Annotated in this window: 26 protein-coding genes; 13 read left to right on the top strand and 13 right to left on the bottom strand. The window is 66.2% G+C overall.

Translation table 11 applies throughout. From position 1 onward, the window contains the following. Positions 1–28 precede the first annotated feature (28 nt). Complete coding sequence (locus RPC_RS03515; protein WP_011471180.1) at positions 29–997, top strand: 1-phosphofructokinase; 969 nt, start codon at positions 29–31, stop codon at positions 995–997. A 214-nt stretch (positions 998–1,211) separates the two neighbouring features. After that, positions 1,212–2,576 (top strand): TrpB-like pyridoxal phosphate-dependent enzyme, encoded by a 1,365-nt coding sequence (locus RPC_RS03510; RefSeq protein WP_011471179.1) that lies wholly within the window; start codon positions 1,212–1,214, stop codon positions 2,574–2,576. Positions 2,577–2,786: 210 nt separating this feature from the next. Here the strand turns inward: RPC_RS03510 and RPC_RS03505 are convergent, their stop codons facing one another. The 6 genes from RPC_RS03505 to iorA form a co-directional block, all read right to left on the bottom strand. After that, the gene (locus RPC_RS03505) at positions 2,787–4,097 is read right to left on the bottom strand and encodes a phenylacetate--CoA ligase family protein (protein WP_041801349.1); all 1,311 of its coding nucleotides are present in this window, start codon (positions 4,095–4,097) and stop codon (positions 2,787–2,789) included. Positions 4,098–4,179: 82 nt separating this feature from the next. After that, positions 4,180–4,737, bottom strand: a complete 558-nt coding sequence (locus tag RPC_RS03500; RefSeq protein ID WP_041801347.1) for a 2-oxoacid:acceptor oxidoreductase family protein — start codon at positions 4,735–4,737, stop codon at positions 4,180–4,182. Then, on the bottom strand, positions 4,737–5,579 hold the full coding sequence (locus RPC_RS03495; protein WP_011471176.1) for a 2-oxoacid:ferredoxin oxidoreductase subunit beta: 843 nt from the start codon (positions 5,577–5,579) through the stop codon (positions 4,737–4,739). The genes RPC_RS03500 and RPC_RS03495 overlap by 1 nt, the downstream gene beginning before the upstream one ends. Continuing rightward, positions 5,579–6,739: a 2-oxoacid:acceptor oxidoreductase subunit alpha gene (locus RPC_RS03490; RefSeq protein ID WP_011471175.1), complete on the bottom strand. Its 1,161-nt coding sequence runs from the start codon at positions 6,737–6,739 to the stop codon at positions 5,579–5,581. Before RPC_RS03490 ends, RPC_RS03495 begins: the two co-directional genes overlap by 1 nt. Further along, a complete protein-coding gene (locus RPC_RS03485; RefSeq protein WP_011471174.1) occupies positions 6,736–7,659 on the bottom strand; it encodes a 2-oxoacid:acceptor oxidoreductase family protein in 924 nt (307 codons plus the stop codon). The genes RPC_RS03490 and RPC_RS03485 overlap by 4 nt, the downstream gene beginning before the upstream one ends. Beyond that, the gene (gene iorA, locus RPC_RS03480; protein ID WP_011471173.1) at positions 7,656–9,476 is read right to left on the bottom strand and encodes an indolepyruvate ferredoxin oxidoreductase subunit alpha; all 1,821 of its coding nucleotides are present in this window, start codon (positions 9,474–9,476) and stop codon (positions 7,656–7,658) included. The genes RPC_RS03485 and iorA overlap by 4 nt, the downstream gene beginning before the upstream one ends. Positions 9,477–9,734: 258 nt before the next feature. On the opposite strand from iorA, the gene paaX reads away from it, so the two are divergent. The 6 genes from paaX to paaE all read left to right on the top strand — a co-directional run bounded on the left by paaX (position 9,735) and on the right by paaE (position 14,646). Next, on the top strand, positions 9,735–10,598 hold the full coding sequence (paaX, locus tag RPC_RS03475) for a phenylacetic acid degradation operon negative regulatory protein PaaX (RefSeq protein WP_011471172.1): 864 nt from the start codon (positions 9,735–9,737) through the stop codon (positions 10,596–10,598). Positions 10,599–10,686: 88 nt separating this feature from the next. After that, entirely contained in the window at positions 10,687–11,688 is a 1,002-nt protein-coding gene (gene paaA, locus RPC_RS03470) for a 1,2-phenylacetyl-CoA epoxidase subunit PaaA (RefSeq protein WP_011471171.1), read from the top strand. Between the two features lie 20 nt (positions 11,689–11,708). Beyond that, positions 11,709–11,996, top strand: a complete 288-nt coding sequence (gene paaB, locus RPC_RS03465; RefSeq protein WP_011471170.1) for a 1,2-phenylacetyl-CoA epoxidase subunit PaaB — start codon at positions 11,709–11,711, stop codon at positions 11,994–11,996. 280 nt (positions 11,997–12,276) lie between these two features. Next, entirely contained in the window at positions 12,277–13,053 is a 777-nt protein-coding gene (paaC, locus tag RPC_RS03460; RefSeq protein WP_011471169.1) for a 1,2-phenylacetyl-CoA epoxidase subunit PaaC, read from the top strand. Next, positions 13,047–13,550 carry a 1,2-phenylacetyl-CoA epoxidase subunit PaaD gene (gene paaD / locus RPC_RS03455; RefSeq protein WP_011471168.1) on the top strand — a complete coding sequence of 168 codons (504 nt, stop codon included), beginning with the start codon at positions 13,047–13,049 and terminating at the stop codon, positions 13,548–13,550. Before paaC ends, paaD begins: the two co-directional genes overlap by 7 nt. A gap of 13 nt (positions 13,551–13,563) precedes the next feature. Then, a complete protein-coding gene (gene paaE, locus RPC_RS03450; protein ID WP_011471167.1) occupies positions 13,564–14,646 on the top strand; it encodes a 1,2-phenylacetyl-CoA epoxidase subunit PaaE in 1,083 nt (360 codons plus the stop codon). 194 nt (positions 14,647–14,840) lie between these two features. Here paaE and RPC_RS03445 read toward each other — a convergent pair whose 3' ends face one another. From RPC_RS03445 to paaG, 6 genes are all read right to left on the bottom strand, one after another. Next, positions 14,841–15,152, bottom strand: a complete 312-nt coding sequence (locus RPC_RS03445) for an EthD family reductase (RefSeq protein WP_011471166.1) — start codon at positions 15,150–15,152, stop codon at positions 14,841–14,843. 59 nt (positions 15,153–15,211) lie between these two features. Next, positions 15,212–17,236, bottom strand: a complete 2,025-nt coding sequence (gene paaZ, locus RPC_RS03440; RefSeq protein WP_011471165.1) for a phenylacetic acid degradation bifunctional protein PaaZ — start codon at positions 17,234–17,236, stop codon at positions 15,212–15,214. 409 nt (positions 17,237–17,645) lie between these two features. After that, a complete protein-coding gene (locus tag RPC_RS03435) occupies positions 17,646–18,287 on the bottom strand; it encodes a TetR/AcrR family transcriptional regulator (RefSeq protein ID WP_011471164.1) in 642 nt (213 codons plus the stop codon). Positions 18,288–18,296: 9 nt separating this feature from the next. Next, the gene (paaK, locus tag RPC_RS03430; protein WP_011471163.1) at positions 18,297–19,631 is read right to left on the bottom strand and encodes a phenylacetate--CoA ligase PaaK; all 1,335 of its coding nucleotides are present in this window, start codon (positions 19,629–19,631) and stop codon (positions 18,297–18,299) included. Positions 19,632–19,640: 9 nt separating this feature from the next. Next, on the bottom strand, positions 19,641–20,117 hold the full coding sequence (gene paaI, locus RPC_RS03425; protein ID WP_011471162.1) for a hydroxyphenylacetyl-CoA thioesterase PaaI: 477 nt from the start codon (positions 20,115–20,117) through the stop codon (positions 19,641–19,643). Then, entirely contained in the window at positions 20,117–20,908 is a 792-nt protein-coding gene (paaG, locus tag RPC_RS03420; RefSeq protein WP_011471161.1) for a 2-(1,2-epoxy-1,2-dihydrophenyl)acetyl-CoA isomerase PaaG, read from the bottom strand. The genes paaI and paaG overlap by 1 nt, the downstream gene beginning before the upstream one ends. Positions 20,909–21,106: 198 nt before the next feature. Between paaG and RPC_RS03415 the strand changes: the two genes are divergently transcribed. The 5 genes from RPC_RS03415 (at position 21,107) to RPC_RS03395 (ending at position 25,848) form a co-directional block, all read left to right on the top strand. Then, positions 21,107–22,306, top strand: coding sequence for an ABC transporter substrate-binding protein (locus tag RPC_RS03415; protein WP_011471160.1), 1,200 nt, complete (start codon positions 21,107–21,109; stop codon positions 22,304–22,306). Positions 22,307–22,554: 248 nt separating this feature from the next. Continuing rightward, positions 22,555–23,427 (top strand): branched-chain amino acid ABC transporter permease, encoded by an 873-nt coding sequence (locus RPC_RS03410; RefSeq protein ID WP_011471159.1) that lies wholly within the window; start codon positions 22,555–22,557, stop codon positions 23,425–23,427. Then, positions 23,428–24,372 carry a branched-chain amino acid ABC transporter permease gene (locus tag RPC_RS03405; RefSeq protein ID WP_011471158.1) on the top strand — a complete coding sequence of 315 codons (945 nt, stop codon included), beginning with the start codon at positions 23,428–23,430 and terminating at the stop codon, positions 24,370–24,372. Beyond that, positions 24,369–25,151, top strand: a complete 783-nt coding sequence (locus RPC_RS03400; RefSeq protein ID WP_011471157.1) for an ABC transporter ATP-binding protein — start codon at positions 24,369–24,371, stop codon at positions 25,149–25,151. Before RPC_RS03405 ends, RPC_RS03400 begins: the two co-directional genes overlap by 4 nt. After that, positions 25,144–25,848, top strand: a complete 705-nt coding sequence (locus tag RPC_RS03395; RefSeq protein WP_011471156.1) for an ABC transporter ATP-binding protein — start codon at positions 25,144–25,146, stop codon at positions 25,846–25,848. Before RPC_RS03400 ends, RPC_RS03395 begins: the two co-directional genes overlap by 8 nt. Positions 25,849–25,874: 26 nt before the next feature. Here the strand turns inward: RPC_RS03395 and RPC_RS03390 are convergent, their stop codons facing one another. Then, positions 25,875–26,789 carry a WecB/TagA/CpsF family glycosyltransferase gene (locus RPC_RS03390; protein ID WP_011471155.1) on the bottom strand — a complete coding sequence of 305 codons (915 nt, stop codon included), beginning with the start codon at positions 26,787–26,789 and terminating at the stop codon, positions 25,875–25,877. Positions 26,790–26,955 lie beyond the last annotated feature (166 nt).

The raw sequence follows: 26,955 nt of genomic DNA, 5'->3' as shown, positions 1-26,955 counted from the left end.
CCTCGCGCCACTACCATCAGGATTTCCGTTGTCCCAGATCGTCACCGTCACGCCCAGCCCCGCCATCGATGCCTCGACCTCGGTCGGTAAGATTGCTGCTTTCTCCAAGCTACGTTGCGCGCCGCTGCGGCGCCACCCCGGCGGCGGCGGTATCAACGTCGCGCGGGTCATCCAGCGGCTCGGCGGCGAGGTCCGCGCGGTCTATCCCAGCGGCGGCGCCACCGGCGAATTGTTGCGCGAGCTGCTCGACCGCGAAGGCATCAACGGCATCACCGTGGCGGTGGCGGCGGAGACCCGCGAAGATTTCACGGTGTTCGAGGAGAGCACGCGGCAGCAATTCCGCTTCATGATGCCGGGATCGCCGCTCGCCGATCCGGAGTGGGCGCAACTGATTCAAGCCGCACTGGTGGGGCCGCCCGCCTTCATCATCGCCAGCGGCAGCGTGCCGCCCGGCGCGCCGGAGGATTTCTTCGGCCGCATCGTGCAGGCCGGCAGCGCGCTCGGCGCCAAGGTCGTGGTCGACACCTCGCGACAGCCGCTGCAGGCCGCGCTGCAGAGCGGCCTGTTCTTGATCAAGCCGAGCCTCAGCGAATTCTGGAATCTGACCGGCTTGAACTGCGACGACGACGCCACGCTGATCGACGCCGCGCGCGACTTGATCGATCGCGGCCTGGTGGAGATGGTGGCGCTCAGCATGGGACCGAACGGCGCGCTGCTGGTCAGCCGCGACCGCGCGCTGCGCGCCGAAGGCCTTGCGGTCGAGGCCGCCACCGTGTCCGGCGCCGGCGACAGCTTCCTGGCGGCAATGGTGTGGAGCCTGCAAAACGATCCCGATCTTGCCACCGCGCTGCGCTTCGGCATCGCGGCGGGCACGGCCGCGTTGGTCAATCCCGGCACCGAACTGGCGCAGCCGCAGGATATTGCGAACTTCCTGCCGCAGGTCCGCATCCGCGAGATCGCCGAAGCCGCGCGCGTCGCCACATCGCCGCTGATTTGAGGCACGCCGTGTCGGCGCGATCGCAATCGACTGCCGCGGCGCTGCGCAACGAAACGCCATGCTGCCCTTGACTACAAATCGAGCAGAATTGATCTTGGTCAAGGCAGCTGCCGGCACCGCGCACCTATGGTCCGCGGCGCTGCGAGACAGGCAGTTGAGGTGATCGAGGCGTTCCGCAAGCACCTCTTCCGGAAGCGATCAAGGGGAGAGTTGCATGAGCGACCAGGTCAAATACGTGCTCGACGAAGATCAGATTCCAAAGGCTTGGTACAATCTGAACGCAGATTTTCCCAAGCCGATGCCGGCGGTGCTGCATCCCGGCACGCATCAGCCGATCGGCCCGTCGGATCTCGAGCCGCTGTTTCCGATGAATCTGATCCTTCAGGAAGTTTCGACCGAACGCTACATCGAAATTCCCGATCCGGTGCGCGACGTGTTCCGGATGTGGCGGCCGTCGCCGCTGATCCGCGCCCGGCGGCTGGAGAGGCTGCTCGATACCCCGGCCAAGATCTATTTCAAATATGAAGGCGTCTCGCCGGCCGGCTCGCACAAGCCGAACACCGCGGTGCCGCAGGCCTGGTACAACAAGGAAGCCGGCATCAAGCGGCTGTCGACCGAAACCGGCGCCGGCCAATGGGGCTCGTCGCTGGCGTTCGCCGGCTCGCTGTTCGGCATCGACGTCACGGTGTTTCAGGTCCGGGTGTCGTACGACCAGAAGCCGTATCGCCGCGCGCTGATGGAAACCTACGGCGCGCGCTGCGTGGCGTCGCCGTCGAACGAGACCGAAGCCGGCCGCGCCGTGCTGGCCAAGGATCCCAACAGCCCGGGCTCGCTCGGCATGGCGATTTCCGAGGCGGTCGAGATCGCCGCCAAGGACCCGGGCGTGAAATATGCGCTGGGCTCGGTGCTCAACCATGTGATGCTGCACCAGACCATCATCGGCGAAGAGACCATCCGGCAGTTCGAACTCGCCAACGACGATCCCGACGTGGTGATCGGCTGCGCCGGCGGCGGCTCCAACTTCGCCGGGTTGTGCTTCCCCTATCTCGGGCTGCAGCTGCGCGGCGGCCGCTCGCGCCGCTTCATCGCGGTGGAGCCCGCCGCCTGCCCGACGCTGACCCGCGGCAAATACGCCTATGATTTCGGCGACACCGCGCATCTGACGCCGCTGATGAAGATGCACACGCTGGGCTCGACCTTCATGCCGCCCGGCTTCCACGCCGGCGGGCTGCGCTATCACGGCATGAGCGCGATGGTGTCGCACGCCTATGAGCTCGGGCTGATCGAGGCGCGCTCCTATCAGCAGCGCGGCTGCTTCGAGGCCGGGGTGCAGTTCGCCCGCGCCGAAGGCATCGTGCCGGCGCCGGAATCCACCCACGCGGTGCGCTGCGCGATCGACGAGGCGTTGCGCTGCAAGGCCGAGGGCAAGGCGGAGACCATCGTCTTCAACCTGTCCGGCCACGGCCATTTCGACATGCAGGCCTATATCAATTTCTTCGAAGGCAAGCTGGTCGACCTCGACTACGACGAGGCGGCGCTGGCGCAGTCGCTGGCCGACCTGCCGAACATCGCGGCGTAACCTCCGAAAGACGCGCTCGCCACCACGAGCGCGTCTTGGTTCGATCGGACACACAACGGGGCCGTCATTCCGGGGCGCGAGAGCGCAAGCTCGCGCGAACCCGGAATCTCGCAACAGGGGTGGGTCTACAGTCGCTGCAAGATTCCGGGTTCGCTCGCCCAAGGGCTCGCGCCCCGGAATGACGGCGCGAATCTTGGCAGGCGCACCAGATCAGCCGGCGATGTTGCGCTGGTCCTTGACCCGCACCGCCTTGCCCTGCGAGCGCGGCACTTCGCCGGGCGACTTGACCACCACCCGGCAGGTGACGCCGATCAACGACTTGACGTGATGGGTCACCTCGGCGGCCTTGCGCAGCCGGCCGGCGTCGTCGAGCGCTGCGTCCGGCGTCATCTCGACCTCGACGGTCATGCTATCGAGCGCCTTCTCGCGGGTCAGCACCAGCTGATAATGCGGCGCGATGCCGGGAAAGCCGACCAGCACCGATTCGACCTGCGACGGATAGACGTTGACGCCGCGGATGATCAGCATGTCGTCGTCGCGCCCGGTGACCCGCATGATGCGGACATGGCTGCGGCCGCAGCCGCAGGGCTCGTTGCTGAGCCGGGTGATGTCGCGGGTCCGATAGCGGATCATCGGCAGCGCTTCTTTGGTCAGCGTGGTGATGACCAACTCGCCGACCGCGCCGATCGGCAGCGGCTGCAGCGTTTCCGGATCGATGGTCTCGAACAGGAAGTGGTCTTCCCAGCCGTGCAGCCCGGCCTGCGCGGCGCATTCGCAGGCCACCCCCGGTCCCATGATCTCGGACAGCCCATAGACGTCCATCGCCCGGATGCCGAGCCGCGCCTCGAGGTCGCGGCGCATCGCGTCGCTCCACGGCTCGGCACCGAACAGCCCGACCCGCAACGGCGCCTGGCGCAGATCCGCGCCCATCTGCTCGGCGACCTCGGCGATGTTCAGCGCATAGGACGGCGTCGAGCACAGCACGTTGGCGCCGAAATCCTTCAGAAGCGAGACCTGCCGTTCGGTGCCGCCGCCCGACACCGGCACCACGGTGCAGCCGAGCCGCTCGGCGCCGTAGTGGGCACCGAGGCCGCCGGTGAACAGGCCGTAGCCATAGGCATTGTGCACGATGTCGTCGGGCAGCGCGCCGGCACTCGCCATCGAGCGCGCCATCAGCTCCGACCAGGTGTCGAGATCGTGCTTGGTGTAGCCGACCACGGTCGGTTTGCCGGTGGTGCCGGACGAGGCGTGGATCCGCAGCATCTGCTCGCGCGGCACCGCGAACATGCCGAACGGATAATTGTCGCGCAGATCGGTCTTCTGGGTGAACGGGAAGCGGACGATGTCGGCGAGCGACTTCAGATCGTCCGGCGCGACGCCGGCTTCGTCGAACTTGGCGCGATAATGCGGCACCGCCCGATAGGCGCGCTCGAGGGTCTTTTTCAGCCGCTCGAGCTGCAATGCAGCGAGCTGGCCGCGCGGCATGGTTTCGGCGGCGCGATCGAACATGAAAGTCGGCATTTCGCGTGCCGCGGTCTGAGCCTGTACCAAGTCGATCTCCCGTCGATCTCGTCTCGTTCGCGTGAAGCCTGCGCCCGAACTATCAGGACGCCGCCGCCGCAACCGGCGTCGTCGCCAGCGCGTAGCCGGCGGCCAACGCATCCAAATTCAAATCCAGGAAGGCGCGCGGCGAGCCCGCCCGCACCACCCGCTCGATCGATTGACGTTTGCAGATGCCGCTGAGCGCGATCAGCGCGCCGAGCGCCACGATGTTGGTGACGCGTTCGTTGCCCAATTCCAGCGCGGTGCGGCTGAGCGGCAGGTGGTGCCGCGGGTACTTGCCGTCGGGCAGCTCCGGGCACAGCCTGGTGTCGGCGATCACCAGCGCGTCGGGCTTGAGCCGCGGCCAGGACGGCTTGATCGCGAGCTTGTCGAGCAGCACCAGATAGTCGAACGCGATCGGCAGCGGATAGTCGACCTCGCCGTTGGCCACCACCAGGTCGGCGTTGCAGAACCCGCCGCGCGAGGTCGGCTCGTAGGTCTGCGACTGCGCGACGTGCTTGCCCTCCTGGGCCAGCGCATCCGCCAGCATCTTGCCGCTGAGGATCAGGCCCTGGCCGCCGGTGCCGCCGAAGCGCAATTCGATCCGCGAATCGGGCATCACTTCGCTCCCTTGGCGGCGGCGGCAGCGGCGGCTGCGCGCCGATACGCCGCGCCGTATTCCGGCCGGTCGTTCTTCGTCAGAATGCCGGTCGGCAGCGAGGTCGAATGGAACGGGGTCTCGACCGTGTTGCGATAGGCGCTGGGGCGAATCTCGCTCTTCTGCCGCATGATCATTTCCGGCGATGAGCCGAGATCGTTCTTGCGGCCGAACACTTCCGTGCAATCCGACAGCACTTCGACGAAGGCGAAACCGGGGTGTTCGAGCCCGGCCTTGATCAATTCCTTGAGCTTCGGCACGTGCCGCGTCACTTCGCGACCGACGAAGCCGGCGCCGGCCGCGGTCGCGAGCGCGCAGGCGTCGAAATTCGGCTCGTTGTTGCCGAGCGGCGTGGTAGTGGTCAGCCGCATCTCCGAGGTGGTCGGCGACACCTGGCCGCCGGTCATGCCGTAGATCTCGTTGTTGAGCATCAGGCAGGTGATCTTCAGATTGCGCCGGCAGGCGTGGATCAGATGATTGCCGCCGATCGCCAGGCAATCGCCGTCGCCACTGATCACCACGACATGCAGATCGGGCCGCGCCAGCGCCAGCCCGGTGGCGTAGGCCAGCGGCCGGCCGTGGGTGGTGTGGAAGGTGTTGGCGTCGATATAGGCCGACAGCCGCCCGGCGCAGCCGATGCCCGACACCACGGCAAGCTTGTCCTTGTCGATGTCGAGATCGTGCAGCGCCCACAGCAGCGCGCGCAGCGCGATGCCGTGGCCGCAGCCCGGGCAGAGGAAGTGCGGCATCATCTCCTTGCGGAGATAATCGCGGACGTCGAAATTCGCAGCGTCGGTGAACATCAGGCCTCCGAGGCAAGCTTGGTGGCGTGCGCGGCGATCTGCACCGGCGTGATCGGCTCGCCGCTATACTGGTGCAGACCCTCGACGCGGTGGCGGCCGAGCAGCCGCTCGACCTCGAGACGCAACTGGCCGACGTTGAGTTCGGGCACCAGCACGGCGCGGGCGCCCTTGCAGGCCTGCTGCAACGCCGCCTCCGGGAACGGCCACAGCGTGATGGGGCGGAACAGCCCGACATGGACGCCCTTGCCGCGGCAGATCTCGACCGCGCGCTTGGCAGCGCGGGCGCTGATCCCGATCGCGACGATCACCACGTCGGCGTCCTCGCAGCGGATCGCTTCCCAGGATTCGATCAGTTCGCGATGCAGGTCGAGCTTGGAATACAGCCGCGACATCGCGCGGTCGACCGCTTCGGGATTCTGGGTCGGAAAGCCGTTCTCGCCGTGGGTCAGCCCGGTAGTGTGGGTGCGATAACCATCGCCGGGACGCGGCATCGCCGGAATGCCGTCGACGCCCGCCGCATAGGGCTTGTAGTCGGCGCGCGGGCCGCTCGCCCATTTGCGCTCGGCGCGGATGCTGGTGGGCGCAACAAGCGCCACGGTTTCCGACGACTGCGCGATCACCTGATCGTACAGCACGATCACCGGGGTGCGGCAGATTTCGGCGAGATCGAAGGCGCGGATGGTCTCCTCATAGATCTCGCGCACCGAGGACGGCGCCAGCACGATCATCGGATAGTCGCCGTGGCTACCGAACCTCGTCTGCATGATGTCGGCCTGCGATGGCCTTGTCGGCATCCCGGTGGACGGCCCGCCGCGCATCACGTTGACGATGACGCAGGGAATTTCCGCGCCGGCGGCGTAGCCGATGTTTTCCTGCTTCAGCGAGAAGCCCGGACCCGACGTCGCGGTCATCGCCTTGACGCCGCCCATCGAGGCGCCGATCACCGCGGCCATCGCCGAGATTTCGTCTTCCATCTGGATGAACACGCCGCCGGCCTGCGGCAAGCTCGTCACCAGCTTTTCGGCGATTTCCGACGATGGCGTGATCGGATAGCCGGCGAAGAACTTGCAGCCGGCGGCGACCGCGCCCTGCGCGCAGGCGCTGTTGCCGGACAACAGCTTCGCGGTCGATTTGCTCAGCGATTTGTCGTGCACGTTCATCGCAGGGTCCCTTCAGCGCGGGCCTGCGGATCGAGATGGACCCGGATCGCGAAATCCGGGCACAGCCATTCGCACAGCCGGCAGCCGGTGCATTTCTCCGGCGCGGCCAGTTCGGCGACGCGCTCGGCGTTCAGCTTCAGGCAGCGTTCCGGGCACAGCTTGACGCAGATGTCGCAGCTCTTGCACCACTCGGCATTGATCTCCAGCCGCGGCGTATAGGGCGCGGCCGCCGGCACATGGACCGCGGGCGCGGCGGCCCCGGGGGTGCGCGCCTCGGCGACCCAGGTGCGGCCGAGCCGGAACGCTTCCAAATTCACCGCGATGGTCTTCTTCGGCACGAAATCGGCGACCGTGGTCTCCCAGTCCGCGACCGGGAAATCCAGTGCGTTGGACAACGCGCCGAGCAGCACAACGTTGGCGGCGCGCTCGTTGCCGAGTTCTTCCGCCATGGTGGTGGCGTCGATCGCATAGCCCTCGGCGACGTAGCTTGCGACCTGTTCGGCGGTCTCGCGTGAATAGCGCATCGGCGCGCCGGGCTTGCGGTTGAGGCAGGCGAACGGCGGCACGATCCGCTTGGTGTCGCAGATGAAGATGCCGGTGTCGGGCTTCAGGAACGGCAGCCAGCGCAGGCCCTCGGCCCATTCCAGCGCCACCAGCACGTCGGCCTCGCCCTTGGCGATGGTCGGCGACCACACCCGCTTGCCGAAGCGGACGTGGCTGAACACCGAGCCGCCGCGCTTGGCCATGCCGTGCACTTCGCTCTGCTTGACCTCGAAGCCGCGCCATTGCGCCAGCGCCGCCAGCACCTTGGAGACCATGATGACGCCCTGACCGCCGACGCCGACGATCAGCACGTTGAACGGCGGCTTGCTGGCGACCGGCGCCACCGCCGGCGCTGCGTCGATGTTGGACTCGCTCATGGCGTCACCGGGGCGGCGATTTTGATACAATCGACGGTGCAGACCTGGGCGCACAGCGTGCAGCCGATGCACAGCGCCGGATCGATCTTGACCCGGTGCCGGCCCTCGAACCACTGATCGCTCCAGGTCAGCGCCGGGCAACCGAGATTCATGCAGGACTGGCAGGCGGTGCACTGTCCGGTGACGATCTCCAGCGGCGGGCCTTTGATCTTCACCGGATCGAGCACGCAGGGCCGATTGGAGATCAGCACCGCGACGCCGCGATAAGCGATCGCCTCGCGCAACGCCTGTTGCGTCGCGGCGAGATCGTAGGAATCCACGGTGCGGACCCATTTGACGCCGATCGCGCGGATCAACGCCGCGTAGTCGATCTGCGGCGCCACTTCGCCGCGTAGCGTCTTGCCGGTGCCGGGATGTTCCTGGCCGCCGGTCATCGCGGTGATGTGGTTATCCAGCAGCATCACCGCGATGTTGGCCTGGTTGTAGACCGCGTCGATCAGCGCCGGCAGGCCGGCATGCAGGAAGGTGGAATCGCCGATGGTGGCGACGATCGGTTTGGTCTCGCCGGCCTTCGACATGCCGATGGCGTTGCCGATCGAGGAGCCCATCGCCACGCAGGTGTCGAGGCCGCGCAGCGGATCGAGGCAGCCCAGCGTGTAGCAGCCGATGTCGCCGGCGACACGGGCGCCGGCGGCGCGCACCGCCAGGAAGCTCGAAGTATGCGGACAGCCGGCGCACAGCACCGGCGGCCGGATCACCAGTTCGGGGGTCCAGCCGTTGGAGGCCGGCTGCGGCGGCAGGATGCCGGCCTTGACGAAGCCGGCGCGCACCACTTCGGGCGAGAACTCGCCGGCGCGCGGGAACAACGACTTGCCGGACACCGCAAAGCCGAGTGCCGCGATCTCTTTTTCGATCACCGGCTCGAGTTCTTCGACCACAAAGATCCGATCGACCGATTCGCAGAAATCGCGCAGCAGCTTGTCGGACAGCGGCCAGGACGCGCCGAGCTTCAGCACGCTGGCGTCGGGAAGCACTTCGCGGACGTATGGATAGCAGGTTCCGGCGGTGACGATGCCGAAACTGGTATCGGCGATCTCGCAGCTATTCAGCGGCGAGGTGGCGAAGTAGTCCTTCAGCCGCTCCTCGCGTTCCAGCACCACGAGGTGACGCGCCCGGGCGTGCGCCGGGATCATCACGTTCTTCGATGGCTTCTCGACGAAGCCGCGCGCCGGCGGCACCACGCGCTCGCCGACCGCCACGGGACTGCGGGTATGCGACAGCCGGGTGGTGCCGCGCACGATCACCGGGGTGTCGAACTGTTCGGAAATCTCGAACGCCAGCTTGGTGTAGTCGAGCGCCTCCTGGGCGTCGGACGGCTCCAGCACCGGCACCGACGCCAGCATCGCGTAGATCCGGCTGTCCTGCTCGTTCTGCGAGGAGTGAATGCCGGGATCGTCGCACACCGTCAGCACCAGGCCGCCGTTGACGCCGATATAGGTCGCCGTCATGAACGCGTCGGCGGCGACGTTGAGGCCGACATGCTTCATCGAGGCCAGCGCGCGGCAGCCGGCGAACGACGCGCCGATCGCGACGTCGAGCGCGACCTTCTCATTGGTCGACCATTGCGCGTGAAGGTCCTCGACCGGATAGGTCGCGAGATTTTCCAGGATTTCGGTGCTTGGCGTGCCGGGATAGGCCGCGGCGACCCTGACGCCGGCCTCCCAGGCGCCGCGGGCGATCGCTTCGTTGCCGGTCAGCGGGCGAAACTCTTTGGCATCGCGCGGCAATGGCTCGGTGGATGGCCGGGGTGTGTGCATTGCGTAGCCTCCTTCAGCATACGCCGCCGCGGCGATCAGCCCAAGGAAAACACCATTCCAAATCTACCACCGAACGTAATTGAGCTATGTCAACGGCAGCTCATGCCTTAGTCAAACATTGACCAATCATGTAGCAGCGGCGCGATGCGGCGCAGAGTTGCTAATTGGTATCACGCGCAACCACGCCACATGCGGCGCTTCGCTCATGCGAAGCTTTCGCGATTGGCGTGCGGTGCAAAATCCGCTACGGCTGTCGCCATGGCTCACCCGCTCTCCCGCATCATCAATCGCTTCAAGCGCGAACCCTCCCGCACCGGATCGCTGATCATCACCTTTTACGGCGACGCGATCCTGCCGCGCGGCGGATCGTTGTGGCTCGGCACGTTGCTGCAGTTTCTCGAACTGCTCGGCACCGACGGCGGCGTGGTGCGCACCGCGGTATCGCGGCTCGCCGCGGATGGCTGGCTCGCGCGTGACAAGATCGGCCGCAAGAGTTTCTACAAGCTCGCAACCAGCGGCCGCGAGCGGTTCGATCTGGCGGTGCAGCACGTTTACAATCCGCAGCCGGCGCCCTCGCAAGGCCACTTCGAACTGCTGCTGATCGGCAACGGCGCCGACCGCGACGCGGCGCGCGCAGCTTTAAGTGAAGCCGGCTTCGGCAGTCCGATGCCCGGGGTGTGGGTGGCACCGGGCGGGACCGCGGTGCCGGCGCTGGCCGCGGGCGCCATCCGGCTGGAGGCGACAGCCGCCGGCGAGATGGGCGGGCGGCTGATCGGCGCGAGTTGGCCGCTGCAAGAGATCGCCGCCTCGTATCGCGATTTCCTCAAGATTTTCGCGCCGTTGCAAGGCTGGGTCGCTGGCGCCGAAGCGCTGGCGCCGGCGGATGCGATGCTGGCGCGGATCCTGCTGATCCATCACTACCGCCGCGTCCTGCTGCGCGACCCGTTGCTGCCGGAAGCGTTGTTGCCGGGCGATTGGCCGGCGCCGCAGGCCCGGGCGTTTTGCGGGAAAATCTATCGCGCGCTGCTGCCGGCCTCCGAGCAATGGCTTGATAGCTTTGGCGAAAGTGCCTCCGGCCCGTTGCCGCCGCCGGGCCGCGAATTGGCGCAACGGTTCCCCTAGCGGCCCTGCATTATGTTACAGGAATGACTTGCATAAGCAATTTTCTGTTATATATTGCAGGTAACAAGATCCCAGGGAGACGAGCGCCATGTACACCCAGGCTCTCAATGCGCCGCAGAGCGACGAGCGTCACCTGGAAGACGCCGACAAATCGGCGCGGTTCGAAGCGCGCATCGCCGACGAGCAGCGCATCGAGCCGAACGACTGGATGCCCGCGGCCTATCGCAAGACGCTGACCCGGCAGATCTCGCAGCACGCGCATTCCGAAATCGTCGGCATGTTGCCGGAAGGCAATTGGATCACCCGCGCGCCGACGCTGCGCCGCAAGGCCGCATTGCTCGCCAAGGTGCAGGACGAATGCGGCCATGGGCTTTACTTATATGCCGCGGCTGAAACGCTGGGCTCTTCGCGCGAGGAGCTCGTGGAGCAGCTGCTCAGCGGCAAGGCGAAATATTCCTCGATCTTCAACTATCCGACGCTGACCTGGGCCGACATCGGCGCGATCGGCTGGCTGGTCGATGGCGCGGCGATCATGAACCAGATCCCGCTGTGCCGCTGCTCCTACGGCCCCTATGCGCGGGCGATGATCCGGGTGTGCAAGGAAGAATCCTTTCACCAGCGCCAGGGTTACGAGATCATGGTGACGCTGTCGCGCGGCAGCGAAGAGCAAAAAGCCATGGCGCAGGACGCGCTGAACCGCTGGTGGTGGCCGTGCCTGATGATGTTCGGCCCGCCGGATCAGCAGAGCCAGCACGGCGATCAATCCACCCGCTGGAAGATCAAGCGCTTCTCCAACGACGAGCTGCGGCAGAAATTCGTCGATGCCACGGTGCCGCAGGCGCGCTATCTCGGGCTGACGATGCCCGACCCCGATCTGCGCTTCAACGAAGCCACGCAGCATTGGGACTTTGGCGCGATCGACTGGCAGGAATTCGCCGAGGTGCTGGCCGGCAACGGCCCTTGCAACCGCGATCGGATGGCGGCGCGCCGCAAGGCCCATGACGACGGCGCCTGGGTGCGCGAGGCCGCGCAGGCCTATGCCGACAAACAGCGCGCGCGACGCGCGTCCGATAACGCAGTCGCGGCCTAGTCTATCAGCAGGAGCCGAGCATGAGCGAGCCGAACAGTCAGCTCTGGGAAGTGTTCATCCGCAGCCGCAACGGGCTCGCCCACAAGCACGCCGGATCGCTGCACGCCGCCGACGCTACGTTGGCGCTGCAGGCGGCGCGCGACGTCTATACGCGGCGCGGCGAAGGGCTGTCGATCTGGGTGGTGCCGTCGAACGCCATCACCGCCTCGGACCCCACCGAGGCCGGCATGATGTTCGAGCCGGCGGAAAGCAAAATCTATCGCCACCCGACGTTCTACGAAGTGCCGGAGGAAGTCGGGCATATGTAAGCGCTTCCTCGTGGTGAGGAGCTGCGTCACGTCTCGCGCCATAAGGTGAGATCGGTGTCGCCCTGCTACGCAAAGGGCCTATCGAGAATGGGCGGCCTCTCTCCGTCATGGCCGGGCTTGTCCCGGCCATCCACGGAAACAGCAACGGCGTCGCTTGTGGGCGTGGATGGCCGGGACGAGCCCGGCCATGACGTGGTGAGTTAAGTGCCTGATCGGCCCGCTCCCATTTCGGTCGGGCGATTCAGGATGACGCATTCGAAGCGAGTTTGGAGCGAATTCCATGGCCACCGCATCGATCGCAATCGCCGAGACTCCGCTGGTCAACTACGCGCTGCGGCGCGGCGACGACGCGTTGGTGCTCGGCCATCGTTTGTCGGAGTGGTGCGGCCACGCCCCGATGCTCGAAGAGGACATGGCGCTGGCCAATATCGGGCTCGACCTGATCGGCCAGGCCCGCGAGCTCTTCAACTACGCCGCCGAGGTCGAAGGTGCGGCGAACACCGAGGACAGCCTGGCCTATCTGCGCGACGTCCGGCAATATCGGAACCTACTGCTGGTCGAGCAGCCGAACGGCGATTTCGCCCGCACCATGCTGCGACAGTTGTTCTACTCGGCGTTCGCCGATTCGTATTGGCGGGCGATGATGGGCTCGAGCGATCCGACGCTTGCGGCGATCGCCGCCAAATCCGAGAAGGAGAGCGCCTACCACCTGCGCCATGCCTCCGAATGGGTGATCCGGCTCGGCGACGGCACTGAAGAAAGCCATCGCCGCGCGCAGGCCGCGGTCGACGAATTGTGGGCCTTCACCGGGGAAATGTTTCAAGTCGACGACGGCGACGCCGCGCTGATCGCCGACGGCATCGCGATCGATCCGGAGCGCCTGCGCGCCGGCTGGAGCGAGACCGTTGCGAGCGTGCTGGCGCGCGCGACGCTGCAGCAGCCGAGTTCAAGCTGGATGCAGAAAGGAGGCCGCGCCGGCCATCACAGCGAACATCTCGGCCATCTGCTCAGCGAATTGCAATCGCTGCAGCGCAGCTTCCCGGGTGCCACGTGGTGAGCGCGGCCGGCGAGCTCGGCACGCTGCGGCAACGCGCCTGGGCCGCTGCCGCCAATGTGGTCGATCCGGAGATTCCGGTGTTGACCATCGAGGATCTCGGGGTGCTGCGCGACGTCACGGTGAGCGGCGACCGGATCGAGGTGTCGATCACGCCGACCTATTCGGGCTGTCCGGCGATGACCATGATCGCGCTAGAAATCGAACTGGCACTGGCCCGCGAGGGCATCGCCGGCGCCAAGATCACCACCGTGCTGTCGCCGGCCTGGACCACCGACTGGATGAGCGACGCTGGCCGCCGCAAGCTGCGTGACTACGGCATCGCGCCGCCGCTATCGGGCGGCGGTCGCCGCGCGCTGTTCGGCGAACAACAGGTCGCCTGCCCGCAATGCGGCTCGATCGCGACGACCGTGCTGTCGGAATTCGGCTCGACCTCGTGCAAGGCGCTGTGGCGCTGCCTGGATTGTCGCGAACCGTTCGATTACTTCAAGTGTCACTAGAGGCAGATAGCCGATGACATCCCACACCCCGAAATTCCATCGCCTCGCCATTGCCGAGCTGCGCCGCGAAACCCAAGACGCGGTGTCGATGAGCTTTACGATCCCCGACGAGATCGCCGCGGACTACACCTTCGCGCCGGGGCAATATCTGACGCTGCGCACCACGCTCGATGGCGAGGAACTGCGCCGTTCCTACTCGATCTGCTCGGGTCCCGACGATCGCGAATTGCGCATCGCGGTGAAGAAGGTCAATGGTGGGGCGTTTTCGGGCTGGGCGCTGGAGCAGCTGAAATCCGGCGACCAGATCGAGGTGATGACGCCGAGCGGCCGGTTCGGGGTGGCGCACGCGCCGGGCGAATCCCGCGTCCATGTCGGCTTCGCGGCGGGCTCCGGCATCACGCCGCTGATCTCGATCATCCGCGGCATCCTGGCGCGCGAGCCGAACAGCCGGTTCTTCCTGTTCTACGGCAATCGCACCACCTCCAACATCCTGTTCCGCCAGGCGCTGCAGGATCTCAAAGACCGTTTCATGGCGCGGCTGGCGGTGTTTCACGTGCTCTCGCAGGAGGAGCAGGATCTGCCGATCCTGCACGGCCGGCTCGATCGCGACAGGGTGACGCTGCTACTACGCGCGATGCTGCCGGCGCAGGCGATCGATCACGTGTTCATCTGCGGCCCGACCGCGATGAGTGAGGAGATCGCCGCCACCTGTGCCGAACTCGGCGTGCCGGCCGATCGCGTCCATGTCGAGCGCTTCGTCGCGGGCTCCGGCGGCAAGCCGCGGCCGACCCCGGTGATCGCGCCGCAAGCGCCGCCGGCGGCGATCGCCGCACTGATCATCGACGGCAAGCGCAAGGAAGTGCCGGTGGCCGCAGGCGAAGCGATTCTCGACGCCGCGCTGCGCGCCGGCATCGACCTGCCCTACGCCTGCAAGGGCGGCATGTGCTCGACCTGCCGCGCCAAGGTGGTCGAGGGTGAGACCCGGATGGACGTCAACTATTCGTTGGAGCCGTGGGAGCTGGACGCCGGCTTCGTGCTGACCTGCCAGGCGCATCCGGTGTCGGACCGCGTGGTGATCGATTACGACGCGGTGTGAGGGGCGGGCGTGTGAGCTCCCGATCAGTTGAGGCGCTCGACCAATAACGCGGCCGTCATTCCGGATTGCGAGTTCGTCAGAACGAGCAAGTCCGGAATCCATACTCCCTGCAGGGGTTATGGATTCCGGGCTCACTCGCAGCTTCGCTGCTCGCGCCCCGGAATGACGACCTTCTATGGAGCAGGCCCCATCAACTATTGCAGCACGTCGTTGATCTGCAGCGACGGCTGGCTGTTGGTGAAGTGCGGAATGTCGGCGAAGATCTCGCGGCCGTGGGCCTTGCCGGCGGCCTTGAAGGCGTCGAGCGATTCGAAGGTCAACAGCGCCATCATCTGATAGTCCGGCGCGATGCCGTCGGGCTTGCCGATGCCGCGCAGCACCTGGACGTGGCGCAGGCCGTGCGCCGACCAGCGCTCCTTGAGCAGCGGAATGTGCTTTTGCAGATAATAGTCCACGTCGAATGTCGACTCCGCTCCGGCCGGATACATCACCGTGACGAGAATCATCGCTTCCTCCGCTGTCGTTGTTGATTGTCGAACAGCTTAGCCGGAATCGCCCGTCGACATCAATCAGCGCGCATCGCGTTCATGGTCAGCAGTTCATAGGTCGCGGCGGTATCGCCCGCGCCGGTGGTGATCTCGACGTCCCAGCGCACCTCGCCATATTGCGCGTTGCGCGGCGACTTCTCTTTCGCAGTGAGCCGCACCTTGATCGCCTCGCCGGGCACCACAGGCTTCAGGAAGCGCAAGCTATCCAGGCCGTAATTCGCCAGCACCGGGCCGGGATCGGGATCGACGAACAGCCCGGCGGCGAACGACAACAAGAGATAGCCGTGGGCGACGCGGCCGGGGAAGAACGGATGGCCTGCGGTCGCCTCCTCGTCCATATGGGCATAGAAAGTGTCGCCGGTGAAATGCGCGAAGTGCTCGATGTCCTCCAGCGTCACCACGCGTTCCTTGGAGGAAAAGCTCTGGCCGATCGCCAGATCTTCGAAATGATAACGGAACGGGTGCCGCTCCAGGACGAGCGGCGCGCCCTTCGACCAGCTGCCGGTGATCGCGCTCAGCATCGCGGGCGAGCCCTGCAACGCGGTGCGCTGCATGTAATGCGCGAGACTGCGCAGGCCGCCGAGTTCCTCGCCGCCGCCGGCGCGGCCGGGGCCGCCATGCAGCAGTTGCGGCATCGGCGAGCCGTGGCCGGTCTGTTCTTTGCCGCAGTCGCGATCGATCAGCACCAGCCGGCCGTGGAAGGCGCCGACGCCGAACACCAGTTCGGCCGCGGTGTCGGCGTCATGCGTATAGACCGAGGCGACCAGGCTGCCGCCGCCGCGATTGGTCAGCGTGATCGCTTCGGCGAGATCGCCATAGGGCATCAGCGTGCAGACCGGGCCGAACGCTTCCACCTCGTGCACCGCGGTGGCCCGCGCCGGGTCGGCGCAATGCAACAACAACGGCGGCAGGAACGCGTCGCGGCGGGCATCGGCGCCCTCGATCTCGAAATTGTCGGGGTCGCCCGCGACCAGCTCGGCCTCTTGGCGGAGCGTGGCGACATGCGCCAGCACGTCGCGGCGCTGATCGAGCCCGACCAGCGGCCCCATCCGCACATTGTCCAGCTCCGGATTTCCGATCGTCACAGAGGCGAGCCGCGTGCGCAGCGCGGCGATCGCGGCGTCGAGATGCGCGGCGGGCAGCAGCGCGCGGCGGATCGCGGTGCATTTCTGTCCGGCCTTCACCGTCATCTCTTTCGCCACTTCCTTGACGAACAGATCGAACTCCGGCGTGCCGGGCGCGGCATCCGGCGCCAGGATGGCGGCGTTCAGTGAATCCCGTTCGGCAATGAAGCGCACCGCCTCGCGCGCGATCACCGGATGGCGCTGCAGGGCCTGCGAGGTCGCGGCCGATCCGGTAAACGACACCACGTCCTGGCAGGTCAGATGCTCGAACAGGTCGTCGGTCGAGCCGACCAGGAATTGCAGCGCGCCCTCAGGCAGGATTTGTGACTCCGCGATCATCCGTGCCAGCGCGTGCGCGACGTAAGCCGTCACCGTGGCGGGCTTGCTGATCACCGGCACGCCGGCGAGCAAGGCCGGCGCCAGTTTCTCCAGCAGCCCCCAGCAGGGGAAGTTGAAGGCGTTGATATGCAGCGCAACGCCGCGCAGCGGCGTGACGATGTGCCGGCCGGCGAAGTTGCCGCCTTTCGACAGCGGTTCAACCGCGCCGTCGAGCAGGAATGTGGCGTTCGGCAATTCGCGACGGCCCTTGCCGGCATAGACCAGCAGCGTGCCGATGCCGCCGTCGACGTCGATCAGCGCGTCGCCGCGGGTGGCGCCGGTGGCGAAGGAGAGCTTGTAGAGCTGCTCCTTGCGCTCGCCGAGATAGCTCGCGAGTTTTTTCAACAGCTCGGCGCGCTGGTGAAAGCTCAGCCGCCGCAGGTGCGCGCCACCGGTGTCGCGGCCATAGGCCAGCGCCTGGCGCAGATCGAGGCCGCCGCTCGTCGCCTCAGCCACCACGTTGCCGGTCACCGCGCTTCGGATCTCTATGCGGTCGCGGCCGGCGCGCCACTGGCCCTGCACAAAGCTTTCAAGTTTCATCGGATGGTCCTGCAGTTTGATTCACGACGGAACCTCATGGTGAGGAGCGCGCCGATCGGGCGGGCGCGCGTCTCGAACCATGAGGCGGAACATCTCCTCATCCTTCGAGACGCCCGACCTCGCTCTGCGAGCTCCGCCGGGCTCCTCAGGGCCTGACGGAAAATCCCACCCCATTCCACGCGGGTTGCGTATCGAAAGTTCGCCAACCTCTCCACGTCATGGCCGGGCTTGTCCCGGCCATCCACGCCCACAAGCGACGCCTTGCCTGTTTCCGTGGGTGGCCGGGACAAGCCCGGCCATGACATGTGTTGAGCGAAGTGCCCGATCGCATTGGCCGGATTTCCGGTCAGACTCTCAGGATGAGGAGTCGCAACTTTGTGCTTGGGCCACGTCGTCTTGGGCCACATCGTCATCGCCGCCGCTCCGCGGCGCGTTTGGTGGGCGGCGCCGGCGCGCGCGCCAAAAGATCGCGCGAGCCGTCGGCGATCAGCCGCGTCACCAGCTCGGCATAGTCGGCGCGGCTCACCGCTCCCCCATCGCTGAACCAGAGATAGTGCCAGTTCACCATGCCGAACAGCGACATCGTTACCGGCTTCAACAGCGCGGTGCCCTTGAGCTGCGGCGCCACCGCCGCGACCGCATCGGAGAAGGTTCGCACCAATTCGCGTTCGACGTTCTTCAGCGCGGTCTGGCGCGGCGGCGAGAGAAACCGCAAGCTGGAGATCTGGACGTTGTGCTGGGCGTCGGCGTCGCGATAGGCCTCGAGCAGCGCCGCCACCAGCTCGCGCAATTGGTCGTCGGGGGGAAGCTCCGGCCGCTGCGCCGCCTTGACCACCGCGAGCAACGCTTCGAGATGCGAGCGGATCACGTCGAACAACAGTTCGTCCTTGTCCTTGTAGTAGTGATAGAGGTTGGCCTTGGAGACGCCGCAAGCCTCGGCGATCTTGTTCATCGAGGCGCGGTCGTAGCCGTATTCCGAGAACAGCTCCGCGGAGCGCTCAAGGATCGCGCGGCGCTTGTCGTCGTAATTGGTGGCGCGGGGGCGTGCCATGGCGCCCTGCTAGGCCGACGGCCGACGGTCGACGATGCGCTTGGCCTTGCCGGCCGAGCGTTCGATGCTGTCGGGATCGCGGATGATCACCCGCGTGGTGATGCCGATGGTGTGTTTGATCGCCAGCTCGAGCCGATTGGCTGCGGCCTCGCGCAGCTCGCTCGCCGCCGCATCCGGCCGCGCCTCGACGTGAACCTCGAGCTCGTCCATCCGGCCCGTCCGGGTCAGCACCAGCTGATAGTGCATCGACAGCGCCGCGATGGTCAGCAGCTTCTCCTCGATCTGGCTGGGAAACAGATTGACGCCGCGCAGGATGATCATGTCGTCGGTGCGGCCGGTGACTTTCTCCATCCGCCGCATCGACCGCGCGGTGCCGGGCAATAGCCGCGTCAGGTCGCGGGTGCGATAGCGCACCACCGGCATCGCCTGCTTGGTCAGCGAGGTGAACACCAGCTCGCCCTGCTCGCCGTCCGGCAACACTTTCCCGGAATCGGGATCGATGATCTCGGGATAGAAATGGTCTTCCCAGACGTGCAGCCCGTCCTTGGTCTCCACGCATTCCGAGGCGACGCCCGGCCCGATCACTTCGGACAGGCCGTAGATATCAACGGCGTGCAGATCGAAGGTCTGCTCGATTTCCTCGCGCATCGCGTTGGTCCAAGGCTCGGCGCCGAAGATGCCGACTTTCAGCGAGGACTTGCGCGGGTCGATCCCCTGGCGGCGGAATTCGTCGAGGATCGCCAGCATGTAGGACGGCGTCACCATGATGATGTCGGGCTTGAAGTCGGTGATCAGCTGCACCTGCCGCTCGGTCATGCCGCCGGACACCGGGATCACCATGCAGCCGAGCTTCTCGGCGCCGTAATGCGCGCCGAGCCCGCCGGTGAACAGGCCGTAGCCATAGGCGTTGTGCAGCTTCATGCCGGGGCGGCCGCCAGCGGCGCGGATCGAGCGCGCCACCACGTCGGCCCAGATCTCGATGTCGCCCTTGGTGTAGCCGACCACGGTCGGCTTGCCGGTGGTGCCCGACGAGGCGTGCACCCGCGCCACCTCGTGCTCCGGCACTGCGAACATGCCGTAGGGATAGTTGTCGCGCAGATCGGCCTTGGTGGTGAACGGAAATTTCGCCAGATCATCGAGCGAGGTCAGATCGTCGGGATGCACGCCGGCGGCGTCGAATTTCTTGCGATAATGCGGCACGTTGGCGTAGGCGTGGCGCAGCGACCAGCGTAGTTGCGTGAGCTGCCAGGCGCGCAGCTCGTCCAGCGAGGCGCGCTCGTAGTGATCGAGCGTGGCTGGTTCGGGAGCGAGCTGACTTAGTTTGCGCAGAGGAATTTCAACCATGACGGCCTATCACTGTTGCGGGGTGTCGGTGTCGGGCGCCAACAGGTCGCCGGCGACGGTGCGCGAATGGCCGCGAAACTCGGCGACTGCGACGTTGTCGGCGTCCCGCACCGTGACGTCGTAGATGCCGCCGCGCCCCGCCTTGGAGCGCTCGAAGGCGTGAGCGACCAGCCGCGCACCAACACGCACCGGCTGCAGGAACGTCACCGCGCATTGCTGCGCCACGGTGCGCTGGCCATAGCTGTTGCACGCATAGGCGAAGGCGGAATCCGCCAGCGTGAAGATGAAGCCGCCGTGGCAGATGCCGTGGCCGTTGGCCATCTCGTCGCGCACCGTCATGGTCAGCACCGCCTCGCCGGGGCCGACGCGCACCACCGCGATGCCGAGCGTCTTGGTGGCGCGGTCGTCGCGCTGCATGGCGTCGGCGCAGGCTTCCGCGAGCACCTGCGGATCGAGCCGGTCGATGGATTCTTTGCGTGCGTGCATCATGGTCTCCCGATGAAGTGCGGCGGCCGCTTGTCGAAGAACGCCGCGACGGCTTCGCTGTAGTCCGCGGTGCGGCCGGCCTGGCCTTGCAGATCGCATTCGAGATCGAGCTGCTGATCGAGGCTGTTGCTCTCGGATGCATCGAGCGCCTGCTTGATCAGCGCCAGCCCCGTGGTCGGCTGGGTGGCGAAATGCGCCGCCAGCCGATGCGCCTCGGCGAGCAATCCCGCGTCGTCGACCGCTTTCCAGATCATGCCCCAGGCTTCCGCCTGCTCGGCGGCCACCGGCTCCGCCAACAGCGCCAGCGCGCGGGCCCGTGCGGCGCCGACCAGGCGCGGCAGAAACCAGCTGCCGCCGCTATCCGGCACCAGGCCGAGCTTGGCGAAGGCCTGGATGAATTTCGCCGACTTCGCCGCCAGCACGATGTCGCAGGAAAATGCGATGTTGGCGCCGGCGCCGGCGGCGACGCCGTTGACCGCAGCGATCACCGGCAGCGGCAGCGCGCGCAGCTTGCGCACCAGCGGATTGTAGTATCGGGCGATCGGGATCGCGAGGTCGGGCAGTTCGCCCGGCTCTGCTGCGACGTCGGCGAGATCCTGCCCGGCGCAGAAGCCGCGCCCCGCCCCAGTCAGGATCAGCGCGCGACAACTGGTATCGGCCTCCGCGTCATCCAACGCAGCGATCAGCGCCGCGTGCAGATCGGCGTTGAAGGCGTTGAGACGGTCGGGGCGATTGAGCGTGAGGACGCGATATCCGTCACGGATATCCGTCAGGACCAGATCTGTTTCCACCCTTGAACTCCGCGTCGGCTTATTACTTGCTCGCCGTTTGCAGGAGCACGTTACTATTGACCAACCGTCCGGTCAATTATATTGCTAGCCGAAAGCATGACGTGCGATCGGCGCTCGCGGCGCCGTATAAGATGCGTCAGTTTTGCCGGCCAAGCTCGTTCAAAGAATCTGAGCAGCCACACAGGGAGGGAATTGGACATGACGCAATCAGTGCGTTTGACGCCTTTGCATTCCACGCGCCGACACATCACCCGGCTGCTCGCAGCGGTCGCCGTCTCCGGCTTTGCCATCGTCCCTTCGGCTTTCGCGCAGGCAACCGTCAAGGTCGGCTCGGTGCTGTCGGTGACCGGACCGGCGTCGTTCCTCGGCGACCCCGAGGACAAGACGCTGAAGCTCTATGTCGACAAGATCAACGCCGCCGGCGGCGTCGCCGGCAAGAAGATCGAGCTGGTGGTCTATGACGACGGCGGCGACGCCAACAAGGCGCGCACCTTTGCGACACGGCTGATCGAGGACGACAAGGTGGTGGCGATGGTCGGCGGCTCCACCACCGGCACCACCATGGCGATGATCCCGGTGTTCGAAGAGGCGCAGATCCCGTTCATCTCGCTGGCCGGCGCCATCGAAATCATCGAGCCGGTGCGCAAATACGTGTTCAAGACGCCGCACACCGACAAGATGGCCTGCGAGAAGATCTTTGAAAACATCAAGCAGCGCGGCTTCACCAAGGCGGCGCTGATCTCCGGCACCGACGGCTTCGGCTCCTCGATGCGCGCGCAATGCGTCAAGGTGGCGCCAACCTATGGCGTGCAGATCGTCACCGAGGAAACCTACGGCCCGCGCGACAGCGACATGACCGCCCAGCTCACCAAGATCAAGGGCACCGCCGGCATCCAGGCGGTGGTCAATCCGGGCTTCGGCCAGGGCCCGGCGATCGTCACCCGCAACTACGCGCAGCTCGGCCTATCGTCGACGCCGCTGTACCAGAGCCATGGTGTCGCCTCGAAGAGCTTCATCGACCTCGCCGGTCCTGCGGCCGAAGGCGTGCGGCTGCCCGCCGCGGCGCTGTTGGTCGGCGACAAGCTGCCGGACGGCGATCCGCAGAAGAAGGTCGTGGTCGACTACAAGAAGACCTATGAGGACAGCACCAAACAGCCGGTCTCGACCTTCGGCGGCCACGGCTATGACGGGCTGTTCATTTTGGTCGAGGCGATGAAGCGGGCGAATTCCACCGACCCGAAGAAGATCCGCGACGAGATCGAGAAGACCAAAGGCTTCGTCGGCACCGGCGGCATCGTCACCATGTCGCCAACCGATCACCTCGGCCTCGACCTCTCCGCGTTCCGCATGTTGGAGGTGAAGAGCGGCGACTGGACGCTGCTGCCGTCGGGGAGCTGAGGCGGCATTAATTGCGCACTGATCTAACACCGTCATTCCGGGGCGCGAGCCCGAAGGGCGAGCGAACCCGGAATCCATACTCCCCGCCTTGGCGTTTGGCCCGCATGGCCGAAACAGCTCGCAAACTCGAGCACAGGGGTTATGGATTCCGGGGTCACTCGCCGCTGGCGCGGCTCCTGCCCCGGAATGACGGCGCGTTTTGTAAGTAGGCAACACCACTCATCGACTTGGAATGACCCCCGGGCATCATGGCTGAATTCCTGCAATTCTTGGTGTCCGGACTGACGGTCGGCGCGGTCTATGCGCTGGTCGCGCTCGGCTTCACGCTGATCTACAACGCCTCCGACGTGGTGAATTTCGCGCAAGGCGAGTTCGTGATGCTGGGCGGCATGGTGACGGTGTTCGCCTCGGCCGCAGGCGTGCCGCTGCCGCTCGCTGCCTTGATCGCGATCGGCGTTGCCGTGGCGGTCGGGCTGTTGCTGTATTGGTGCGCGATCGCGCCGGCGCGCGGCGCTTCCGCGGTGTCGCTGATCATCATCACCATCGGCGCCTCGATCCTGCTGCGCGGCGCGGCGCAGATCGTGTTCGACAAGCAGTTCCATAAATTGCCGTCGTTCTCCGGCGACGCGCCGGTCGGCCTGTTCGGCGCCGCGGTGCAGCCGCAAAGCTTCTGGGTGCTCGGCGGCACCGCGGTGATCGTGCTGCTGCTGTATTTGTTCATGGAACGCACGCTGCTCGGCAAGGCGGTGGTGGCGACCGCCGCCAACCGGCTCGCCGCCAAGCTGGTCGGCATCAACACTTCCACGGTCATGGCGCTGGCGTTCGGCGGCTCGGCGGCAATCGGCGCCATCGCCGGCATTTTGATTACCCCGATCACGCTGACCAGCTACGACGTCGGCACGTTGTTGGCGCTGAAGGGCTTTGCCGCGGCGATGCTCGGCGGCATGGGCAATCCGCTCGGCGCGGTCGCCGGCGGCCTGCTGCTCGGCCTGTTGGAGGCCTTCGGCGCCGGCTATCTCAGCTCGACCTACAAAGACGCTTTCGCCTTCCTGGTCATTCTCGGCGTGCTGTTCGCCGCGCCGCAGGGCCTGTTCGGCCGCCGCGGCGTCGACCGGGTCTGAATGATGGCCCAGCTCAATCACCGCTATGTCATCCTGATCGTTCTCGCCGCGGTGATCGCGCTGCTGCCGCTGGCGTTTCCCTCGAGCTATTATCTGCGCGTCGCCGCATTGGTGTGGGTCTCGGCGTTCGCCGCGATCGGGTTGAATATCCTGATGGGCAAGGCCGGCCAAGTCAGCCTCGGCCATGCCGGCTTCTTCGGCATCGGCGCCTATGCGGTGGCGATTCTGCCGGCGCAGTTCGGCCTGCCGTCGCTGGCGGCACTTCTGATCGGCGCGGCGCTGTCGGCGCTGTTGGCGTTTCTGGTCGGCCGGCCGATCCTGCGGCTGAAGGGGCACTACCTCGCCATCGCCACGCTCGGCTTCGGCGTGCTGGTGGCGATGGTGATCACCACCGAAAGCCAATGGACCGGCGGCCCGGACGGCATGGCGGTGGCCAAGCTGTCGCTGTTCGGCTGGCGCGCCTCGGGCTCGGCCACCTGGTATTGGATCACGGGCGGGCTGCTGCTGATCGGCACATGGATTGCGCTCAATCTCGACGACACCCCGACCGGCCGGGCGTTTCGCGCGCTGCACGACAGCGAGATCGCCGCCCGCGTCACCGGCGTCGACGTCAACCGCTTCAAGCTGCAGGCCTTCGTCATCGCCGCCGTCTACGGCTCGATCGCCGGCTCGGCTTTGGCGATGATGAACGGCTTCATCAATCCGGATCAGGCCGGCTTCCTGCATTCTGTCGAACTCGTCACCATGGTGGTGCTGGGCGGGCTGGGCTCCGTGGTGGGCTCGATCGTCGGCGCCGCGGTGCTGATCGTGCTGCCGCAGATGCTCACCGTGTTTCAGGACTACGAGAACCTGATGCTCGGGGCGATCATCATCCTGTCGATGATCTTCATGCGCGACGGCATGGTGCCGATGGCGTGGAAGCTGTTGACGAGGACACGCGAATGACGATCCTCAGGGCCAGCGACATCGGCATCTCGTTCGGCGGCGTCAAGGCGATTGATGGCGTCGGCTTCGCGGTTGCAGCGGGCCAGATCTTTTCCATCATCGGCCCGAACGGTGCCGGCAAGACCACGCTGTTCAACGTGATTTCCGGGATGTATCGGCCAAGCCACGGCCGCGTCGAACTCGATGGGCGCGACGTCACCGACTTGGCGCCCGACGCACTGGCGGCGCGCGGGCTGTCGCGCACCTTCCAGAACCTGCAGATCTTCCAGCGCATGACCGCGGCCGAGAACGTCATGGTCGGCCGCCATCTGCAGGAGCGCTGCAACCTGTTCGCCGACCTGTTGCGTTTGCCCTCGGTGACGCGGCAGAACCGGACGACGCGCGAGGCCGCGTTGGGCTTTCTCGATCAAGTCGGATTGCGCGACAGCGCCGACGTGCTCGCCGGCTCATTGTCCTATGGCGCCTGCAAGCGGCTGGAGATCGCGCGCGCACTCGCGGCCGAGCCGCGGGTGCTGCTGCTCGACGAGCCCGCCGCCGGCTGCAACGCGGTGGAGACCGAGGAGATCGACAAATTGATCTGCCGCGTCGCCGCGCAAGGCATCGCGGTGGTGCTGGTCGAGCACGACATGAAACTGGTGATGAAGATCTCGCATCGCATCCTGGTGCTGGTGCAAGGCCGGCCGTTGATCGAGGGCAATCCGCAGGAGGTGCGCGACAATCCGGCGGTGCTGGAAGCCTATCTCGGCAAGCACGGCGCGCGGGAGGCCGCGCGTGCTTGAGGTCGCAGCCCTACACTCCGGCTACGGCCGCATCGCGGTGCTGCACGGCATCGACATCAGCGTGCGCGCCGGCGAAGTGGTGGCGCTGATCGGCTCCAACGGCGCCGGCAAGACCACGCTGCTGCGCGCATTGAGCGGGGTGCAGCCGGTGTCCGGCGGCGAGATCCGGTTTCTCGGCGAGCGCATCGACAGATTGCCACCGCACCAGCGCGTTGCCCGCGGCATTCTGCAATCGCCGGAAGGCCGCCAGGTGTTCGGCCCGCTCAGCGTGCAGGACAATCTGCGGCTCGGCGGCTATCTGCGCCGCGACGCCGAGATCGAGTACGACCGCGAGCGGATCTTTACGATGTTTCCCGTGCTGAAGGACAAGCGGCACCACGCCGCCGGCGGACTATCCGGCGGTCAACAGCAGATGCTGGCGATCGGCCGCGCGCTGATGGGCAAGCCGAAACTGTTGCTGCTCGACGAGCCGTCGCTCGGGCTGTCGCCGCTATTGGTCGATCAGATCCTCGCAGCGGTGGTGGCGCTGCGCCGCGACGGCATCACCGTGCTATTGGTCGAGCAGAATGCCGCGGCCGCGCTGGACATCGCCGACCGCGGCTATGTGATCGAGACCGGACGGATCGTGCATAGCGGGCCGGCCGCGGATCTGCTGTCGGACCCCAAAGTGAAATCGGCCTATCTGGGGTTCGACTGAGCTTCGGGACGCGTCGTTTGGAATTGCTACTTCGATTTGGTCAGCAGCAAATACAGCGCCATCGGGTTGGTCTTGAGGTAGCGCCAGCCGAGCCGCTTCGGCTCGAGCGCCGCCCGCCACAGCCATTCCAGCCCGATCGCCTGCATCCATTGCGGAGCCCGCGGCTTCAAGCCCGACAGGAAATCGAACAATCCCCCCGAGGTCTTGATCACCCCCACCGAGGTCAATCGGCTGCGGTGTCGGACCACGAACATCTGCTCGCGCGGCACCCCCATCGAGACCCAAAGAATATCCGGCTGCAGCGCCGCGATCTCGGCGCAGGCCGCGATTTCTTCCTGCTCGTCGGCAAAGAAGCCGTGGCGATGTCCGACCAGCTTGATCCCCGGAAACTGCGCGCGGATGCGCTCCACGGCGAGGTTGTTCGCGACTTCGGTGGCGCCGAGCAGAAACATCGTCGCACCGCGACTACAAGCTTCGGCTGCGACGTCGAAGAACAGATCGGTGGTGGCGACGCGTTCCGGAAGCGCAACCTCGCACTTCATGCGTGAAGCGAACACATGCGGCATGCCGTCGGCGTGAATCGCATCCGCCTCCAGGAACAACGAGCGCTCTTGCTCATCGAACGCGACGCGCGACGTCACTTCGCCGTTGGTGGAGGTGATATAGGCGGGATATCGCCAAAGGCCGCGCCGTTCCAGCGCCTCGTCGACAATCGCCTTGGCGGACTCCTGGGTGTCCACCACCGCAACGGGCAAGCCGCCGACGTTGATGCGGCGCCAATTCCGGAAACGGTTCTTTCGGCGGTCGCCGGCCAGTCGCCGCTCGATCGCCGCGGCGGCGCGAGTCGCATCGAAGGCGGCCTCACGGCGGTCGGGTGCGCGCTGCTCCAAAGCAACCGCATCTTCAATCCATCGATTGTCGGAGTCGGGCTGTTTTGACATCTGTGTTCTCACAATCGGCCCCTACACATGGACGCCCCTCCCATGTCTCAACCGGAAATGCTCGCGAACTCTAGCAACGACCCCGTCGGCGCTCCACGGCATTCAACGGAAAGGGTTAAGCGAAAGTAGCAAATTAGCCGGGAAATTTTGCAGCGACTGCGAGCGA

It is taken from the genome of Rhodopseudomonas palustris BisB18 (genome assembly GCF_000013745.1).
In the GTDB taxonomy this organism is placed as follows: Bacteria; Pseudomonadota; Alphaproteobacteria; order Rhizobiales; family Xanthobacteraceae; genus Rhodopseudomonas_A; species Rhodopseudomonas_A palustris_F.
The sequence above is the reverse complement of the archived record's forward strand: the minus strand, read 5'-3'. Positions and strand labels throughout refer to the sequence as shown.

Excerpts from the sequence above, each read along its gene's own strand:
- RPC_RS03390 (WP_011471155.1), bottom strand. The coding sequence starts at position 26,789 with ATGTCAAAACAGCCCGACTCCGACAATCGATGGATTGAAGATGCGGTT.
- RPC_RS03435 (WP_011471164.1), bottom strand. The coding sequence starts at position 18,287 with ATGGCACGCCCCCGCGCCACCAATTACGACGACAAGCGCCGCGCGATC.
- paaI (WP_011471162.1), bottom strand. The coding sequence starts at position 20,117 with ATGCACGCACGCAAAGAATCCATCGACCGGCTCGATCCGCAGGTGCTC.
- RPC_RS03410 (WP_011471159.1), top strand. The coding sequence starts at position 22,555 with ATGGCTGAATTCCTGCAATTCTTGGTGTCCGGACTGACGGTCGGCGCG.
- RPC_RS03485 (WP_011471174.1), bottom strand. The coding sequence starts at position 7,659 with ATGAGCGAGTCCAACATCGACGCAGCGCCGGCGGTGGCGCCGGTCGCC.
- RPC_RS03500 (WP_041801347.1), bottom strand. The coding sequence starts at position 4,737 with ATGCCCGATTCGCGGATCGAATTGCGCTTCGGCGGCACCGGCGGCCAG.
- RPC_RS03490 (WP_011471175.1), bottom strand. The coding sequence starts at position 6,739 with ATGAACGTGCACGACAAATCGCTGAGCAAATCGACCGCGAAGCTGTTG.
- paaA (WP_011471171.1), top strand. The coding sequence starts at position 10,687 with ATGTACACCCAGGCTCTCAATGCGCCGCAGAGCGACGAGCGTCACCTG.
- RPC_RS03505 (WP_041801349.1), bottom strand. The coding sequence starts at position 4,097 with ATGCCGACTTTCATGTTCGATCGCGCCGCCGAAACCATGCCGCGCGGC.
- paaB (WP_011471170.1), top strand. The coding sequence starts at position 11,709 with ATGAGCGAGCCGAACAGTCAGCTCTGGGAAGTGTTCATCCGCAGCCGC.
- RPC_RS03495 (WP_011471176.1), bottom strand. The coding sequence starts at position 5,579 with ATGTTCACCGACGCTGCGAATTTCGACGTCCGCGATTATCTCCGCAAG.
- paaZ (WP_011471165.1), bottom strand. The coding sequence starts at position 17,236 with ATGAAACTTGAAAGCTTTGTGCAGGGCCAGTGGCGCGCCGGCCGCGAC.
- RPC_RS03400 (WP_011471157.1), top strand. The coding sequence starts at position 24,369 with ATGACGATCCTCAGGGCCAGCGACATCGGCATCTCGTTCGGCGGCGTC.
- iorA (WP_011471173.1), bottom strand. The coding sequence starts at position 9,476 with ATGCACACACCCCGGCCATCCACCGAGCCATTGCCGCGCGATGCCAAA.
- RPC_RS03405 (WP_011471158.1), top strand. The coding sequence starts at position 23,428 with ATGATGGCCCAGCTCAATCACCGCTATGTCATCCTGATCGTTCTCGCC.
- paaK (WP_011471163.1), bottom strand. The coding sequence starts at position 19,631 with ATGGTTGAAATTCCTCTGCGCAAACTAAGTCAGCTCGCTCCCGAACCA.
- RPC_RS03445 (WP_011471166.1), bottom strand. The coding sequence starts at position 15,152 with ATGATTCTCGTCACGGTGATGTATCCGGCCGGAGCGGAGTCGACATTC.
- paaE (WP_011471167.1), top strand. The coding sequence starts at position 13,564 with ATGACATCCCACACCCCGAAATTCCATCGCCTCGCCATTGCCGAGCTG.
- RPC_RS03510 (WP_011471179.1), top strand. The coding sequence starts at position 1,212 with ATGAGCGACCAGGTCAAATACGTGCTCGACGAAGATCAGATTCCAAAG.
- paaC (WP_011471169.1), top strand. The coding sequence starts at position 12,277 with ATGGCCACCGCATCGATCGCAATCGCCGAGACTCCGCTGGTCAACTAC.
- paaX (WP_011471172.1), top strand. The coding sequence starts at position 9,735 with ATGGCTCACCCGCTCTCCCGCATCATCAATCGCTTCAAGCGCGAACCC.
- RPC_RS03415 (WP_011471160.1), top strand. The coding sequence starts at position 21,107 with ATGACGCAATCAGTGCGTTTGACGCCTTTGCATTCCACGCGCCGACAC.